Origin of the sequence: Chitinophaga vietnamensis (genome assembly GCF_902167635.1) — a bacterium.
GTDB classification, from domain to species: Bacteria; Bacteroidota; Bacteroidia; order Chitinophagales; family Chitinophagaceae; genus Chitinophaga; species Chitinophaga vietnamensis.
This window is the reverse complement of record NZ_CABHMS010000004.1, coordinates 565,139-581,613: the sequence shown is the minus strand read 5'-3', so window position 1 is coordinate 581,613 and position 16,475 is coordinate 565,139. Positions and strand designations below refer to the sequence as shown.

14 protein-coding genes and 1 tRNA gene are annotated in these 16,475 nt (G+C 49.4%); 5 read left to right on the top strand and 10 right to left on the bottom strand.

Features of this window, described 5'->3' with window-relative positions; translation table 11 throughout:
• The 4 genes from FPG75_RS13615 to FPG75_RS13600 form a co-directional block, all read right to left on the bottom strand.
• Entirely contained in the window at nucleotides 1-1,149 is a 1,149-nt protein-coding gene (locus FPG75_RS13615) for a HEAT repeat domain-containing protein (protein WP_143307402.1), read from the bottom strand.
• Between the two features lie 33 nt (nucleotides 1,150-1,182).
• Nucleotides 1,183-1,551 carry a response regulator transcription factor gene (locus tag FPG75_RS13610; RefSeq protein ID WP_143307401.1) on the bottom strand — a complete coding sequence of 123 codons (369 nt, stop codon included), beginning with the start codon at nucleotides 1,549-1,551 and terminating at the stop codon, nucleotides 1,183-1,185.
• 388 nt (nucleotides 1,552-1,939) lie between these two features.
• On the bottom strand, nucleotides 1,940-2,419 hold the full coding sequence (locus FPG75_RS13605; RefSeq protein WP_143307400.1) for a DinB family protein: 480 nt from the start codon (nucleotides 2,417-2,419) through the stop codon (nucleotides 1,940-1,942).
• Between the two features lie 37 nt (nucleotides 2,420-2,456).
• Nucleotides 2,457-3,419, bottom strand: a complete 963-nt coding sequence (locus FPG75_RS13600) for an SRPBCC family protein (protein WP_143307399.1) — start codon at nucleotides 3,417-3,419, stop codon at nucleotides 2,457-2,459.
• Between the two features lie 63 nt (nucleotides 3,420-3,482).
• Here FPG75_RS13600 and FPG75_RS13595 point away from each other — a divergent pair, with 63 nt between their 5' ends.
• A complete protein-coding gene (locus FPG75_RS13595; protein WP_143307398.1) occupies nucleotides 3,483-3,806 on the top strand; it encodes an MmcQ/YjbR family DNA-binding protein in 324 nt (107 codons plus the stop codon).
• Between the two features lie 163 nt (nucleotides 3,807-3,969).
• Here the strand turns inward: FPG75_RS13595 and FPG75_RS13590 are convergent.
• From FPG75_RS13590 to FPG75_RS13565, 6 genes are all read right to left on the bottom strand, one after another.
• Nucleotides 3,970-4,054: transfer RNA gene (locus FPG75_RS13590), tRNA-Ser, on the bottom strand.
• A gap of 263 nt (nucleotides 4,055-4,317) precedes the next feature.
• Nucleotides 4,318-5,733 (bottom strand): efflux transporter outer membrane subunit, encoded by a 1,416-nt coding sequence (locus tag FPG75_RS13585; RefSeq protein WP_143307397.1) that lies wholly within the window; start codon nucleotides 5,731-5,733, stop codon nucleotides 4,318-4,320.
• Nucleotides 5,734-5,762: 29 nt separating this feature from the next.
• Complete coding sequence (locus tag FPG75_RS13580) at nucleotides 5,763-8,957, bottom strand: efflux RND transporter permease subunit (protein ID WP_143307396.1); 3,195 nt, start codon at nucleotides 8,955-8,957, stop codon at nucleotides 5,763-5,765.
• 120 nt (nucleotides 8,958-9,077) lie between these two features.
• Nucleotides 9,078-10,256 (bottom strand): efflux RND transporter periplasmic adaptor subunit, encoded by a 1,179-nt coding sequence (locus FPG75_RS13575; protein WP_143307395.1) that lies wholly within the window; start codon nucleotides 10,254-10,256, stop codon nucleotides 9,078-9,080.
• Between the two features lie 362 nt (nucleotides 10,257-10,618).
• On the bottom strand, nucleotides 10,619-11,494 hold the full coding sequence (locus FPG75_RS13570) for a helix-turn-helix domain-containing protein (RefSeq protein WP_143307394.1): 876 nt from the start codon (nucleotides 11,492-11,494) through the stop codon (nucleotides 10,619-10,621).
• A gap of 118 nt (nucleotides 11,495-11,612) precedes the next feature.
• Entirely contained in the window at nucleotides 11,613-13,727 is a 2,115-nt protein-coding gene (locus tag FPG75_RS13565; RefSeq protein ID WP_143307393.1) for an endonuclease MutS2, read from the bottom strand.
• Nucleotides 13,728-14,103: 376 nt separating this feature from the next.
• Here FPG75_RS13565 and msrA point away from each other — a divergent pair, with 376 nt between their 5' ends.
• From msrA to FPG75_RS13545, 4 genes are all read left to right on the top strand, one after another.
• Nucleotides 14,104-14,739: a peptide-methionine (S)-S-oxide reductase MsrA gene (gene msrA / locus FPG75_RS13560; protein ID WP_143307392.1), complete on the top strand. Its 636-nt coding sequence runs from the start codon at nucleotides 14,104-14,106 to the stop codon at nucleotides 14,737-14,739.
• A 132-nt stretch (nucleotides 14,740-14,871) separates the two neighbouring features.
• Nucleotides 14,872-15,306 carry a hypothetical protein gene (locus FPG75_RS13555; protein ID WP_143307391.1) on the top strand — a complete coding sequence of 145 codons (435 nt, stop codon included), beginning with the start codon at nucleotides 14,872-14,874 and terminating at the stop codon, nucleotides 15,304-15,306.
• Nucleotides 15,307-15,363: 57 nt separating this feature from the next.
• Entirely contained in the window at nucleotides 15,364-15,774 is a 411-nt protein-coding gene (locus FPG75_RS13550; protein ID WP_143307390.1) for an Rrf2 family transcriptional regulator, read from the top strand.
• A gap of 53 nt (nucleotides 15,775-15,827) precedes the next feature.
• Entirely contained in the window at nucleotides 15,828-16,472 is a 645-nt protein-coding gene (locus tag FPG75_RS13545; RefSeq protein WP_201747957.1) for a DsbA family protein, read from the top strand.
• Nucleotides 16,473-16,475: the final 3 nt, after the last annotated feature.

Genomic DNA, 16,475 nt, shown 5'->3' with positions numbered 1-16,475 from the left:
TTAATATTTGATCAGAGGGTTCAGGCTGTGCTGCAGTACGAGCAGCCTGGTCCCGGTGAGTGATTGTTGTAACTGTGCGATCAGGTCTCTGGCCAGCGCGTGATGGCTCACGATGGAGCGTGCCGCGTGTTTCATGAGCAGGAACTCATCTGCGTGTTCCAGTTCATGCCGCAGGAAGTCAAGATAATGACCGGAGCCGATACGGCCCAGCGCTTTGAGTATTTCCATTTTAACGGACAGCGACTCTTGCGGGTACATCGCCACCAGCGTGGGTTCTGCGGTTTCGGCCACCAGTTTGCCAAGACAATTGATGATGAGGGCGCGCAGCGGTTCTACACATACCGGCATCAGGCGAAGCATCGCCCGGATGGATTCCGGTTGCTGGTAATACGTTGCCAGCTTGAGCGCCAGCGTGATCACTGTAGGATGATATTCCGCCGCGATCCATCGCTCGAAAGCCGGCGCTGGTATGTCTTTCCGCAGGGAGATGATCCGGAAAAGCTCAAACTGTTCCCATAGCAGGATCGGCTCTTTTACATGATCGAGGAACTCAAAAGGATGATCGGGAGAGCATTGCACGATGTAGCAGCGGGCCATTTCGCGAATGTATTTATCCTTGCTGTCGGTAAGCTGAAGGATAAAATCTTTTTCTACCAGTACGCCCATGCCCGACAGTTCCACCAATGCGGCGATCACTTTCTTACGACGGCCGGAATGCAGGTGGCTGACGGCATCATGCTGAAGGCCCAGTTCAAGGTATAGTTCACGAAGGCGTTGGGGAATGTCGCCGGTAAAGTTCTGACGGTATTCAATGAGTTGGCTGGTGAAGGTGGCCCTTGCCCAGCGGCGGCCGAGGCCGAGCTGCTCAAAAGCCTGGAGCGCGAGGGGCTGCTCCCCTTCCGGTGTATTTACAGCAGGAGCAATCACATGATCGAGTAACAAGGTATCGCCAACGGCACGCAAGGGCATTTCTTTTTTCAAATGCCGCTGCTGTTGCCAACGATATATAAGCATCGCCGTGTAGGCCCCTACCGTGCCGGCGATCGCCAGCACGCTCACTACTATCGCGATCTGGATGATCACGGGGAAGTAAGGAAAATAGAAGGTCAGGTCTTCCAGCCACTGCTGAAACGACGATAAAAAATGCATATTTGTTATTGATTAGTTAATGGGAAGAGGTGTTCAGGCTTTTGCACCGATCAGGCGGTTCACCCTTGATGTTAGTTCAGCGGGGTTGAACGGCTTTTTCAGGTAATCATTCACGCCGATATCAAATCCTTCTGTAACCGTCTTCTCATGTGTAATAGCAGATAATATCAGGATGGCCACATCCGAATGCAATTCATGACGGATTTTCCCTGCAAGCTCCAGTCCACTGGCGTAGGGCAACATCAGGTCTGTGATCACCAGATCAAACTTCCCCTGTTGCAAGAACCTCAAACCATCCTGCCCATTTTTTGCGATCGTAATGTTGTAACCCTGTTTCCTCAAAATAATCTCGATGGTTCTGCATACAAACTCATCATCTTCTACTAGGAGAATGTGGCGCATAAATCTTCGTGTTAGGTGTTTACTGATAACTGATAACTTATTGACAATTTTTCTATTCCCCGGTTTATTTCATGCAGGCACGCAAGTTATCTGATACATGGCATAGTGCATGCGGCCTCAGGCTGATCATGAAATAAAATAGGAGTATAAATAACTAGGACATACCCATGGCTAACATGGAAGCGTTTTGGTATGTTCAATAAAAGAATGGTAAATTTTGCAGACTCACTAGTGATACTATACCCTCGTTGTTCTCACTTCAATCAGGCCTTTGGCATATTCCGTGCCAATAATTTTTTCTTGTGCAAATGAAGGCCTAACAGATAAAAAATATAATAATATTTTACCGGGTTGCTCCCGGGTAAAATTGCATTCGGCAGATTTTCCGCTACAAAGGTAATGAAGTTCCTGACAACTTTTTAATCAGTGCTATTTGTCCGAGATGGTAATGCGTGTGCTCTATCACTCCCAGCAGATTTCTGTAGTAGCTGCCATATTTCGGATCAGCAAAATCATCGTACAATTTTTCATCTTTCAGTTGGGCTATCATCAGGGCCAGTTGCTCCGCTTCGGAAAATGTTTTCTCTTTCAATGCCTGCCATTCCGCCTCCGAGCTGATCGGCGGAAGATCGAAACTGAATTTGTCGTGCGCGTCCAAAGGCCCGCCCTGCATCACTTTCAGGATAGCCGCCACATAATAGTTCACATGAAAAACTAAAACAGCGATCGTGTTGAGGTCCTGCACCTTCGTGGTGGCCTGCTTCCAGTTAACATCCGCCAATGTATCTTTCAGATTGACGCTGGTCCAGTTGCCCCCGAAATGAACATCGCGGAAATGTTTAGCGATCTGTTTGGTTGATGGTGTCATTATCCGGTATTACGTATATGAATATACGTTGTTAATTTTAATTATCATTCTCTGCCCGTTGTTTCTCTACCTGTAAAATATTCCGTTGTATATCCTGCATGATCCACCTGGCCCACCAGCTTGCATAAAAATTGAAAGTGGTCGTTAGCTTGAAATGGCTGTACAGATGCAGCCTGCAAGTGGTTTCATTCAATCTTTCCAGTTCATAAGTACCATTCAATACATCGAAATAATCTCCTCCTATCACCACATGCTCGTCCATTGTGGTAGCCGGGATTTCATGAGGATCAGCTTTTATAGAGAAGACCATTTTTTGTTGATCGATATATTCCGTAACTGTTTCATGGAAGATGAGGCCACCGGTGAAGATCGCTGCGCGATAAGCCCCTGGCCCGTTGAAATTCAGCTCCGCGCGCACCGGTCGCGGAAAGCCCAGGGAGCGTGTGAGCCAGCCTTTGTCTTGCTGTGCAGGTATTGCCCTTACCCGCGTTACATTCTTCCAGATCGTGGCCGGCGAAGCTTTGATATCAATATACGTATATGCCTTATATGTGCCGGGAATGGCGCCCACCATGCTTTCCAGCGGACCAGCAACAAACGGCAGCAATACCAGCAACGAAACATAAGTTTTATTACGGCGGCGGAATTTGAGATAAGCGCCAATCAACCCGCCAATGGAAGCCCCTGCCAGGAACAGGGGTAATATCATGATCCAGCATGCCCAGCCTTCCAGCGAAGTCAACAGCGTGATGGCAAAGAATAAAAAGATCGGTATCCAGGGCGCCAGCAGGCGATACGTCAGCTTACCGGCCCGTTTTGCAGAAGAAAAATATACTGTAAGCACACCCACCACAACAGGCAGGCAAAATATAAAGGTAACAGACATGACTTTGTAGAGGTCCATCCAGGTCTTTACACCAAAGACCAACCGCAGCAGGATGGCATACAATACAGGGATACCTATCGCTATCAGAAATGTTTTTAAGCTCCGAGGGTTCATACGGGCGTAAATATATAACGTTTACGCCTATTGGATATATTTGTGCTACATAAATCCACCGCTATGATCACCGGAAAAGGATTCATGGATATGGCGCTCTCCTTCCCCGGCACCGAGCTTCACCCACATGGTGAGCGGACCGGCTTCAAAGTGACCGGCAAACGTATGTATGCCACCTATCTTGAGCAAGACAATACCGCTAACATATTCCTCACTCCACAGGAACAAGCGGTGTTCTGCCAAATGGATCAAAAGAACATCTTCCCGGTGCCTAACAAATGGGGACTGAGAGGCATTACCACCTTTGTGCTGGACAAAGTAGCACGGGAACTGGTGATGGAAGCATTGCTATCTGCGTACAATGATATTGTGAAGAAGAAAAAATAAGTCGCGCCTGCGTGGAAGCTTTATGACTGCATACCAACGATAGCAAAAAGAGCTATAGAGAAGATCGTTTTCATGGGTCTGTAATGTTAGATAAGCTGTTAAGGTTTTGCGCCAAAATGAAAACGGGGCAAAACATCTTTCCGACGCTTTGCCCCGTTGGGTGCGGAGAGTCAGGGATTCGAACCCCGGGACCTGTTACAGTCAACGGTTTTCAAGACCGCCGCAATCGACCGCTCTGCCAACTCTCCGTGTGGGACGCAAAAGTATAGAATGAAACCGAATCAGCAAAAAAAATTTTCAAAGCTTCTTTTTCCGGTATAAAAAATCCCCGGAACAGCATACGCCATTCCGGGGACTCGGGCTGTCCCGGCTATTATATAGCCGTTACCGTTATAAGGTGCTGCCATTTACGGACCGAAGCGAAACTCTTTACCGTGCTGTTTTTCTTTGAGTTTGTCTGTAAATCTGAGAGTATAATTCATCATTCGCCCGGTCCGTAAATGGCCAGCCATTATTTCCAGCCGCCGCCGAGGGAACGGTAGAGGTCTACCATGGCGCCCAGGCGTTGGCGGTCAATATCTGTTTGTCCCAGTTCCGCTTGCAAAGCGCGGCTCTGTGCGGTGATCACTTCCAGGTAATTGGCCATACCACTGCGGAACAGCATCTGTGCCTGTTGCACGGCCCTGCGCGATGTTACCACCTGCTCCCCTGCGATCGTCTGCTGGGCTTTGAGCTTGTCGAGCTTCACGAGGGCGTCGCTTACTTCGCCGATGGCGTTGAGGGCCGACTGCCTGAATTGTATCACTGCCTGCTCTCTTTGTATCCTGGCTACTTCCAGCTGTGTTTTCAGCTGACGGCGCTGGAAGATAGGCTGGGTAAGACTTCCACCCACAATACCAAACAGGGAGGCCGGCATGGTAAACCAGTTGCTGGCTTTGAAGGAGTTCAGTCCGCCCTGTGCGGTGATGTTGAGCGCCGGGTACATGCTGGCCTGGGCCACGCCTACCTGCGCATTGGCGGCTACCAGTCCCATTTCGCTGGCGCGTACATCGGGGCGGCGGCTGATCATGGCGGCAGGAACGCCGGTGGGCAGTGCATCGCTCACGGTGAAATCGTGCAGGTGCGCACTACGTGTAACCGTTCCCGGTAGATTGCCGGTAAGGATGCGCAAAGCGTTCTCCTGGATGGCAATGCCTTGTTCCAGCTGCGGCAGCAGCAGTTCCTGCGACTGGCGCTGCGCGATGGCCTGCTGCACCGCCAGCTCGGTCACTTCACCGGCTGTCTTTTGCAGCTGCATCATCTGCACAATTGTATCGCTCAACTGTACATTGCTGCGCGCAATGAGCAGCTGGTTGTCGAGCATGAGCAGGTTGAAGTAACTGTTGGCGATCGCTGCTACCAGCCCGGTTTGTACGGCACGCGCGCCTTCATAGGATTGCAGGTAACTGGCTTGTGCGGCTTCCCGCTGGCGGCGTATCTTGCCCCATACATCTATCTCCCACGACATCCCCACATTCAGATTATAATCTTCAATATGATCTAATCCAAACTGTCCCATATTCAAACCATTCACACTGTTCTTGGAAGGATAGTTGATAGAGGAAGATGCCGTAGCCGTGAAAGCCGGCAACCACGCCGCTTTCGCCTGTTTAAGATAGGCTTGCGCCGTTTCTACGCGTTTCAATGCCAGCTGCATATCGTAATTGCCTTTTAAAGCAGTGTCGATCAGCTGCTGCAAAGTGGCGTCCGTAAAAAATTTCTTCCACTCCATCTCGGCGATGCTGCTGTCGGAAGGCGCCGTTGCATAGGCAAACTGCTGGGGCAGCGCCACCGGGGGCCGCTGATAATTGCGGCCTGCCCGGCATGCTGCTAACCCTACAACTAAGGACAACATCATGAAATAAAATGTGCTATATCTTCTTTTCATCTTTTTTAATTCTTGGTCCGATAATGTTGTTAGTGTACCAGCTCTTCCTCCTGTACCTCTACAGGCACAGGTTTGCGGCTGATCTTCTCCTGCAGGTACTGGAAGATGACATATAATACAGGTATTACAAATACACCCAGTATCACCCCGGTGAGCATACCGCCCGCAGCACCGGTACTGATAGAACGGTTACCCAACGCGGAAGATCCATTGGCGCGCATCAGCGGCAACAGCCCCGCAATAAAGGCGAACGACGTCATCAGGATCGGGCGCAAACGCAAGCTGGCTGCACGGATGGCCGATTGTACCAATCCCATACCATTGCGTCGCCGCTGCACGGCGTATTCTACGATCAGGATCGCATTCTTCGCCAACAACCCTATCAACATGATCAAACCTACCTGTACATAAATGTTGTTGTCGATACCAAAGAGATTGATGAACACAAACACCCCGAAAATACCCAGCGGGATAGACAATACCACCGCCAGTGGCAGGATGTAGCTTTCATATTGTGCGGCCAGCAGGAAGTATACGAAGATCAGGCAGAGGGTGAAGATCACCGTTACCTGGTTGCCCGCCGCAATCTCTTCTTTGGTCATACCTACCCATTCATACGCAAAGCCTCTTGGCAGGTAATGATCTGCTACCTCTTGTACGGCCTTGATGGCATCGCCGCTACTGTAGCCAGGTTTAGCCTGACCGTTGATGGTAACGGCGTTAAAGAGGTTGTTACGGGTTACGGTTTCTGGTCCGTATACACGTTTCAGTGATACCACGGTGTTGATAGGCACCATCTCGCCATGTGCATTTTTTACGAAGATGCCATCCAGGGAAGACGGCTCTTTGCGCAGCTCGGCGTCGGCCTGTACAATCACGCGGTAGTATTTGCCGAAGCGGTTGAAGTCGGACGCAAACATACTACCATAGTACACCTGCATGGTTTGCAGGATATCGCTCACGGCTACACCCAATTGTTTCGCTTTGCGGTCGTCTACTTCCACTTCATATTGCGGGTGACCGGTATTGAAGGTGGTGAAGGCAAAGGCGATCTCTTTACGTTTCATCAACTCGCCGATGAAACCATAAGCGGTATTACCAAGTTTATCAAGCGGGCCACCGGTGCGGTCTTGCAGGATCACCTCAAAACCCGCCACGTTACTGAAGCCCGGTACTGTTGGCATATTGAACACAAACACGCTGGCTTCCGGAATACCGAAGAGCTGCTGTTGCATCAGTTTCATGATATCATCCATATCCTTCACCTTACCGCGCTTGTCGTGCTCTTTCAGTTTCACGAAACCTACGCCGGACGTAGCGCTGCTGGAATTGGAGAGGAAGTTGAAACCAGACACGCTCAGGTAAGCATGTGTTGCTTCCATGTTCTTCATGATCTTCTCTACCTTATCCACCACCTGGCGGGTACGCTCCAGTGAAGAGCCGGGAGGCATCGTTACCGCATATACGGCGAAGCCCTGGTCTTCCGTAGGAATGAAGCCTGACGGCGTTTTGCGCATGAGCCATACGGTAGCCAGGCTAATGATCAGCAAACCGCCGATCGCCACCCATTTATGTTTGATCAGGAACTGGAGGCTGCGTTGGTATTTGCTGGTCATGGCATTGAAACCGGTATTGAATGCGGCAAAGAAACGTTTGCCAAAACCTTTCTGCTGCATTGCATGCGCCTGGCCATGGCCTTGTAATTGATGACCATTATGATTACTGCCGGCATGGGTGTTCTTGAGGAACAAGGCACACAAGGCAGGGCTCAGCGTTAACGCATTCAAGGCAGAGATAAGGATCGCGATGGCCAGCGTGAAGGCGAACTGCCTGTAGAACACGCCCACAGGGCCTTGCATGAACCCTACCGGCAGGAACACCGCCGACATCACCAGGGTAATGGAGATGATGGCCCCGGAGATCTCCTGCATAGAAGATATCGTTGCCGACCGCGGCGTACTTCCCTTCTCCATCTTGGCGTGTACCGCTTCCACCACCACGATGGCATCATCCACTACGATACCGATCGCGAGGATCAGTGCGAAGAGGGTGAGCAGGTTGATAGAGAAGCCGAACAACTGCATGAAGAAGAAAGTACCGATGATCGCCACCGGCACCGCGATAGCGGGGATCAGTGTAGAACGGAGATCTTGCAGGAAGATGAACACCACAATAAACACCAGTATGAAAGCCTCTATCAGCGTATGTTTCACCTGATCGATGGATTCATCAAGGTATTCTTTGGTGCTATAGATATTGAAATACTCGATACCGGTAGGGAAAGAAGCCGTAGCTTTTTTCATCAGCTTGTTGATGTTCTCCTGTATCTCGTTGGCATTGGATCCCGCCGTCTGGAAGATGGCAATACCGATACCATATTTACCATTCACTTTGGTATCGCTACCATAGCTGAAGGAGCCAAACTCAATGCGGGCAACGTCTTTGAGGCGCAGCACAGAACCGTCCGCATTGGCGCGCAGGATGATATCTTCATACTGCTGGTTCTTGTTGAGTTTACCTTTGTATTTGATCACATATTCGAAAGACTCCTTACTGCCTTCACCAAAGCGGCCAGGGGCGGCTTCCAGGTTCTGGTCGTGGATGGCGGCCAGTACTTCCTGCGGCGACATATTATAAGCAGTAAGCCTGTCGGGCCTCAGCCAGATACGCATGGAGTAATCTTTCGCACCGAACACCATGGCTTGTCCTACCCCGGTTACACGTTGTATTTCCGGGATGATGTTGATCTTGGCGTAGTTCTGCAGGAAGGTTTCATTGTATTCTTCCTTATCACTCATCAGGTTCACCACCATGATCATACTGTTCTGCTGTTTCTGGGTGGTTACGCCGGATTGCACTACTTCAACAGGCAGCAGCGGAGTGGCTTTGGCTACACGGTTTTGCACGTTTACGGCAGCTTTATCGGGGTCGGTGCCCAGCTTGAAGTATACCGTGAGCGTCATGGAGCCGTCGTTGTTGGAGGTGGAGGTCATGTAGGTCATGTTCTCTACACCGTTCACCGCTTCTTCGATGGGCGTGGCTACGGAGCGGGCCACTACTTCGGCGTTGGCGCCGGGGTAGGAAGCCGTTACGGCCACGCTGGGAGGCGCGATCTCCGGGAACTGGCTCATGGGCAGTGTCAGCAGGGAAAGTATCCCCAATAACACCAGTATGATGGATATAACGGTTGCTAATACAGGCCGTTCAATAAATTTTCTTAACATAAGAGCAAAAGAGTTTAGGCTTCATCAATAGAGATGATGAAAAATGACACATTCACACGGCAACGGCTATACGAAATTTAAGCAACAAGCTATCCGGCTGTTGCCGCATGTGTGAAGAAACTACAAGGGTTTTACTTTGAGCAGGCTGTCCAGCGACATCATCTGCGGAGCAACCACTGCGCCATCATGCAGGCGGTCGAGGCCCGAATACACGATACGCTGACCAGCTTTCACGCCTTTGTCTACAAAGTAATAGTTACCGCTTTTACCGGCTATGTTGATGGGAATACCAGCTACTTTGTTGCTGTCGGCTACTACAAACACCATCACTTTATCCTGCAATTCGTAGGTGGCTTCTGCGGGCACTACTACTGCATCGCTGAACTGCTCAGGAATCCTGATCTTGCCGGTATTACCGGAACGCAGCAGGCCTGCACCGTTCGGGAAGGTGGCGCGGAAACTTACGGCGCCCATGGTTTTATCAAACTGGCCTTCCATGGTTTCGATCTTTCCTTTTTCAGGATAGATGCTGTTGTCGGCCAATTGCAGTTCTACCGCAGGCAGTTGTTTCACTTTATCTGCGATGGTGTTGCCGCTGGTGCTGTTCTTGAATTTCAGGAAGTCGGGCTCGCTCATGGAGAAGTAAGCATACACCTGGCTTACGTCCGACAGCAAGGTAAGTGGTTGCGGTTCTGCCCTGCCTACCAGCGCGCCTGTTTTGTAAGGAATCCTGCCGATATATCCGCTGGCGGGAGCAGTGATCAGGGTATAACCTACATTGATCTTTGCGTTACCTACCATTGCCTGGGCCTGTGCCACAGCGGCTTTGGCGGCCTGGTACGCGGATTGTGCGGTTTTGAGCTGCACATCGGAAACAACATTATTATTTACCAGCGGCGTGATCCTGTCTACTTCCACCTGTGCCTTTTGCAGGTTGGCTTGTGCAGCCTGTAAGGTGGCAGTAGCATTGCTCAGCTGTTCATTATATATACGGTCGTTGATCTTGAAAAGTGGCTGACCGGCTTTTACATAAGCACCTTCATCCACAAAGATCTTGTCGAGGATACCTTCTACCTGTGGGCGTATTTCTACGTTCACGCGGCCTTCCAGCGTAGCGCTGTACTCGCGGTAAGTGGTGGCAGGAAGCGTACCTACTTTCAGCACTGGCAGCGGCATCGCCTGCGGACCGCCTTCGGTCTTGGCCTGTGATGTACCGCAGCCATACATGGCCGAGATGATGAGCACACTATAGAATAAGCCTCCCGGCAAGTTTGCAAAAATTGTTCTCAATGGTTTCATACTTTTTTGTTTTTTGTGATGCTTACTAAAGATCTTTCTTTGTGCAAAGACAATACAACTCATCTCGCTTTGCAGCAAATTAGCTTTAGTGACAGCAATGGGTGTAGAAGATACAGGTAGAATCACGCTACCGCTCATTCACGGGCAAACGCATAACAACACAGCGACGTTATACGTATGAGCGCAGCAAATTGTTACTACTGTAAATAAAATTTTTAAGCAATAAAGAAGACGGGCAGAATCTTTCTGCTAACAAATTTTCATGGCTTTCAGATTTAGAATGATGTACGGGCAACATCATTTATTAATCACGATGCAAAAATAGAAAATAAAAAATGCCTAGTACTTAAATTATTACGGGTTTAATTGTACTTTTCACGGCTTTCTCTTTGAAAGGATGCCGGCGTGAGCCCGGTATGTTTCTTGAAAAAGCGGTTAAAATAAGCATCATCCTCGAAATTCAGGCGCGCCGCAATCTGCTTGATAGAGTGTTCTCCCCAATACAGTAGCCGCTTTGCTTCCATGATACGCTTCTCGTCAATCACATATTTGGCGTTCCGTCCCAGTAATGCCTTCACAGTATCATTCAGGTGACCAGGCGTAACATATAGCATCTCTGCGTAATCTGACACCTGTGGTTTTTCATGGAAATGTTTATCTACAAGTACCTTGAACTGGCGGGCCATATTATATTGTGAGTTCTCCGCATGCAGCCAGATGCCCTGTGGCTCTGAGATCCTGCCGCAGGCAATGATGAAGGCATTGAGCAAATTACGGATCACTGCGTCCTTGCGCAGCCGGTCGCTCTCAAACTCCCGCATGATCAGGTTTGCATAAGACATCACCTCATCCATCTGCTCCTCATTCAGCGATATCACACCGGAGCCGAATATACAACGCCAACAACTTACTACCCCCTGTATCTCGGGCACCAGAAAATCCGGCGTAAAGTAAATGTTGATCATCTCACAATCATCATCCAGCTCGTGCTGGTGCACCTGGTCGGGCTCCATCAGCATAATCGCAGGCGCCGTTACCTGGTACTGGCGGAAATCGATCGATTGCCGCACACTTCCCTTGACTAATATATCTATGCTATAACCGTTATGACGGTGAGGAGTACTGAAATCTTTTACCATACGCTCACTCCCTTCCATCCGGTGGATGAGAAAAGGCGAACCTTCCACACAATCTTCAAGGCGGTACACCGGGATACGGGCCATGCTAGCTACTTCCATGTGGTTTATGATTTAATGGTTTATGGTAATGTTTATCGAAATGGCTCATCGAAGGTAAATGATAAAATCAAGTTACCGAACCGATGAGCCGATAGATAATATTTATACGCCGTATAGATCAGTCGGTGGCCTGTTTCTCCTGCACCACCACCAGATCGCTCAGCTTCACATTGATCGGGATTTTGCCGAGTTGCACAATGGCGCGCTTGTCGCGGATTTCCAGCAGTCGGCCTACCTGGCGGTTGCTCAGTATCTTCACCTGGTCGCCCACCTGTACTTCACCACCGATCTCCTGGAATTTGTCCTGCACCTTTTTATCCAGCTTCTCATTAATCTGTTTCTCACGGCGACGGAACAGCAATATCTCTGCTTGTTTCATCACCTTCTCTTTATCGTCCTTGGCATCGGCACGTTTCCACTCTACCACAATCTGCTTCAGCTTACGCTCCATATCCTTCAGGTATTGCAGGTCATCTTCCTTGATCTTGTTCTGCAATTTCATGAACGTGATCTGCTGGTGTTTCTTCTCCTTGTCTGCCAGTATCTCGTATTCTTTCTTTAAACGCTCGTTTTCTTTGAGCAGTTTCTGCAACTCTTTCTCCTTCGATTCGATCTTCTGTAAATCCTGCTCGGCCTTGTTCAGCAGCTTATCCAGCTGGAAGTGGCCCTCGTCCACAAGCTTCTTGGCCCTTGCGATCAGCGCCGGATTAAGGCCGATACGCTGCGCAATGGAAAAAGTATAAGAGCTGCCGGGCTTGCCCACCATCAATTTATACATAGGCAGCAGGTTCTCTTCATCGAAGCCCATGGCGCCGTTGATGATGCCCTTCACTTTGTTGGCCATCACTTTCAGGTTGAGATAGTGCGTAGTCACAATACCAAAGGCATGTTTTTTCGCCAGCTCCTCCATGATCACCTCCGCGAAAGCCCCGCCCAGATTGGGATCGGAGCCGCTACCCAGTTCATCGATGAAGAACAGGGTTCTGCCGTTGGCATTCTCCATGAAATATTTCATGTTCTTGAGATGAGAACTGTAAGTGCTCAATTCAAATTCGAGCGACTGCGTATCACCGATGTGGATCATCAGTTGTTTGAAGATGCCCATCTGCGAGGTGGGGTGCACCGGCACCAGCAAACCCGATTGCAGCATGAGCTGTAACAGGCCTACCGTTTTCAGTGTAACGGTTTTACCACCAGCGTTAGGACCACTGATCACCAGTATGTGCGCATCTTTGTCCAACGTCACGCTCATCGGGATCGTAGGTTTGTTGTTCTTGCGGTTGTATAACAACAGTAGCGGATGGTATGCCTGCACCAGGTGTACCTGCGCATGCGGCACCAGCATGGGAAAGTTAGCGTCCATATCCAATGCCAGCCTGGCTTTGGCGCGGATGAAATCATATACCCCAAGTATCTCATGATAGCCGTTGAGCAGTTCTGCATAGCCGCTCAGCGAAGCGGTGAGCTGCCGCAGGATGCGGTACACCTCACGCCCTTCTTCCCTTTCGAGCGATTGAATATCATTATTGAGTTCAATCGTTTCATCGGGTTCGAGGAAAGCAGTTTTGCGGGTATCCGATTCGCCGTGGATGATACCTTTCACCATGCGTTTGTTCTCTGCGTAGATGGCTACTACCCGGCGGCCATTGAGGAAGGCTTCCTCCTGGTCGGCCAGGTAGTTGAGCTTTTGCAGCTTTTGCAGGATGCGGTCGAACACGCGGCGCAGGTCTGTGCGCTTGCGGAACAGCGACATGCGGATCTTTGCCAGCTCAGGGCTCGCATTATCGCGCACCTGGCCGCTTTCATCCAGCACTTCGTCGATCAGTGCAGTGATCTTTTTTTCGTAATGCGTATGCTGGATCACCTCATGAAGGCCGGCGTATTGTATTTTGCGGTCGTGGTCAAAGAAGCGCGTGATACTGTGCATGCTCTCTGCGAGCTTACGCAGCAGCATGGCCTGTTCGCCGGTGAGCACCGCTCCCTGTATGGAAAGCAGGCGCAGCTCCATTTTGAGGTTCAGCACAAAGTCGTTCGGAAAATGCTCCTGGAGGAGTGTCAGCTGTTTATATTCGTGTGCCTGTTGTAAGGCGGTTCTAACATAATCTATGTGCGTATGCAGCCGGAGCTCTTCAGCCATTTGCTTGCCCAGCTCCGTTTTACAATGTTCTTGCAGTAAAGCCTGCACTTTATCAAATTCCAACTGCATCAACGCAGATTCAGGAAAATATTTCAAGTTGATATTGTTTATTGATCATATAGCCCCACCGCTGATACGGGTGACGCTGTTAATAAAATTAAGACCGGCCGCTTCGGGAAGCGGCGCATGTTTGGCGGAAGTTGTTGGCCCGGTGGTAGTTCGGGTTTATCGGGAATTATTTCATCTTCATTATCATTATTCAATCTACGAAATCCGGTTGCCCGGCTTATATATCTGGCTCCTGCTGCTAATGTTCTTTACCTGAAAAACAGGGTCAAAAGAATGTTAAAGTTACTTAACTTGTCGTTCTCTTGCATCATTTACTGCGTAAATTATATTTTAAGATGTAAGGAAGGGCTGTTTTCTTCGTCTAATAAGCAGATAAAGCAAGGCTCACATTCAAACAGATTTTATGCGAAAATACTCAATATTCATTTTTCTGATATCATTGGCATTCAATGCCTGTGCGCAGAATAAAGTACCCGACGATATGGAAGTAAGTAACAATATCAAAACAGAGAAAGCCACCTTTGGAGGTGGTTGCTTCTGGTGCACAGAGGCGCAGTTCCAGGAACTGGAAGGGGTGATCAAAGTAGAATCCGGTTATTCCGGCGGATCGGTAGCCAACCCCAGCTATGAGCAGGTGTGCACAGGCACTACCGGCCATGCGGAAGTGATCCAGGTAACCTACGATCCGGCAAAGGTCAGCTATGAAGAGCTGTTGAAGGCATTCTGGACCAGCCACGATCCTACCCAGCTGAACAGGCAAGGCAATGATGTGGGCACGCAATACCGCTCTGTGATCTTCTACCATAATGAAGAGCAGAAAGAGAAAGCGGAATTTTATAAGAAGAAATTACAGGAGTCAGGCGCTTACGACAAACCCGTTGTAACAGAAATTGCGCCGTTCAAGGTTTTCTATAAAGCGGAAGACTACCACCAGAATTACTACAACCAGAACGGTTCCCAGCCTTATTGCCATTTCGTGATCCAGCCTAAACTGGAGAAATTCAAGAAGGTGTTCAAAGACCATCTGAAAAAGCAGTAAATATTTTGGGATTTCTTGATTTACGGATTTTGGGATTTGAAGCCCCGGGCCCTAAATTCCAAAATCCATAAATCCGTAAATCCCAAAATGTTTTATTATATTACTGCTGTTATAAAAACTGATTGACCATTAATGAGCACTGCACAAAATCCTAACGCTGTCGCATGTCCTTATTGCGGCAGTACAGATATTATCCGCGTTGTACCTGAAAAAAAGCCATTTGATGTGCTGCTGCTCTGTAACCAGTGCCAGCGTGTGGTGTCTGCTGCGGCAGATGCTCCTCTCCCGCCCAATGCCCGCAACAAAAAGGCCATCGCCGATCAGGTGGTGGAGCTCGCGCTCAGCAATGGCCTGATCCACAGTATCAAATATTATATGACTGAGATGAATAAACTCGGTGGCGAAGAAGTGGAACTTTTCCAGGCCAAGAAGGATGTAGAGGATATCATTGCATCAAGAGGACTTACCAACGCTGTTAAAAAGCCGAACAAGAACGGCTGTGTGATCGTGCTCATCGTGATCCTGCTGGTGATCGCCAGCCTGGTGTATTTCCTGACCCACAGATAAATTTTTCCATGAATAGTAATTGCAGTATTTTTGTACTGTAATAAACTAAATTACAGAATGAACAACGGAAGATTCCCCATATCACTGCATATACTCACCCTGCTGGCCAGGGCGAACGGGGAACTGCTTTCTTCCGATTATATCGCCGGCAGTATCAACTGCAACCCGGTGCTGGTGCGCAAAGAAATCAGTAACCTGCGCAACCGCGGCCTGGTAGAAAGCAAAGAAGGCAAGAACGGCGGAGCTACCCTGGCCAAACCGGCCAACCATATCCAGTTATCAGAAGTGTATCATGCCGTGCAACAAGCCTCACTGTTGGGCAACAGCCGTAATACGCCCAACCCGGATTGCGCCGTAGGCAAGCAAATTAACGCTCATCTGGAAAGTTTATATGCAGAGATAGAAAGCGCGCTGGTACGCAAACTGGACAAACTTACCCTGGCAGATTTCAGCCGCCAGTTCGATTAGAAAATTTTTTACTCAAAACTGTAACTATTAAAATTACATTTAAAGCATATCATATGAAACTGATTTATATCATGGACGCTTATTGTGGCTGGTGTTACGGCAACAGTGAGAACCTCCAACGTCTCACCGAACACTACGAAGGCCAGCTGGAACTGGAAATACTACCGGCCGGCATGTGGTCAGGGGAGAATGCCCGCCGCCAAACGCCGCAGCTGGCACGTTTCATCAAATCACATGATGAGCAGGTAGCTGCCCGCACCGGCACCGCTTTTTCTGCTGTCTATTTTCATACACTCAATGATACTGACCGCATCCTCGATAGCGAAGTGCCCGCACGCGCCATCGTAGCAACACAGGATAAATGGCCCGCACTGGCGCTGGATTTCACCGCCGCCGTGCAGCATGCCCGCTTCGTGGAAGGGAAAGACCTCAACAACGAGGATACCTACCGCAACATCGCAGAAAAACTGGGCATTCCGGTGGATACTTTCCTCGAACATTTTCACAGCAATGAGATGAAGATGCTTACCCTGCAAACATTTGCGGAGGCTTCCGCCTATGCGCACAGCTATCCTACCTTGCTGCTGCAAAAGGAAAATATGCTCTACACCATCGAAAACGGCTACAGCGCCTTCCCTCAGCTGGTAGATGCTATCGACAAACGCCTCCATGAGGCCTTTGACATCCACCTGAACTGATGC

Bases quoted from the DNA above. Each gene is read 5' to 3' on its own strand.
- FPG75_RS13615 (WP_143307402.1), bottom strand. From the start codon at position 1,149: ATGCATTTTTTATCGTCGTTTCAGCAGTGGCTGGAAGACCTGACCTTC.
- FPG75_RS13610 (WP_143307401.1), bottom strand. From the start codon at position 1,551: ATGCGCCACATTCTCCTAGTAGAAGATGATGAGTTTGTATGCAGAACC.
- FPG75_RS13605 (WP_143307400.1), bottom strand. From the start codon at position 2,419: ATGACACCATCAACCAAACAGATCGCTAAACATTTCCGCGATGTTCAT.
- FPG75_RS13600 (WP_143307399.1), bottom strand. From the start codon at position 3,419: ATGAACCCTCGGAGCTTAAAAACATTTCTGATAGCGATAGGTATCCCT.
- FPG75_RS13595 (WP_143307398.1), top strand. From the start codon at position 3,483: ATGATCACCGGAAAAGGATTCATGGATATGGCGCTCTCCTTCCCCGGC.
- FPG75_RS13585 (WP_143307397.1), bottom strand. From the start codon at position 5,733: ATGAAAAGAAGATATAGCACATTTTATTTCATGATGTTGTCCTTAGTT.
- FPG75_RS13580 (WP_143307396.1), bottom strand. From the start codon at position 8,957: ATGTTAAGAAAATTTATTGAACGGCCTGTATTAGCAACCGTTATATCC.
- FPG75_RS13575 (WP_143307395.1), bottom strand. From the start codon at position 10,256: ATGAAACCATTGAGAACAATTTTTGCAAACTTGCCGGGAGGCTTATTC.
- FPG75_RS13570 (WP_143307394.1), bottom strand. From the start codon at position 11,494: ATGGAAGTAGCTAGCATGGCCCGTATCCCGGTGTACCGCCTTGAAGAT.
- msrA (WP_143307392.1), top strand. From the start codon at position 14,104: ATGCGAAAATACTCAATATTCATTTTTCTGATATCATTGGCATTCAAT.
- FPG75_RS13555 (WP_143307391.1), top strand. From the start codon at position 14,872: ATGAGCACTGCACAAAATCCTAACGCTGTCGCATGTCCTTATTGCGGC.
- FPG75_RS13550 (WP_143307390.1), top strand. From the start codon at position 15,364: ATGAACAACGGAAGATTCCCCATATCACTGCATATACTCACCCTGCTG.
- FPG75_RS13545 (WP_201747957.1), top strand. From the start codon at position 15,828: ATGAAACTGATTTATATCATGGACGCTTATTGTGGCTGGTGTTACGGC.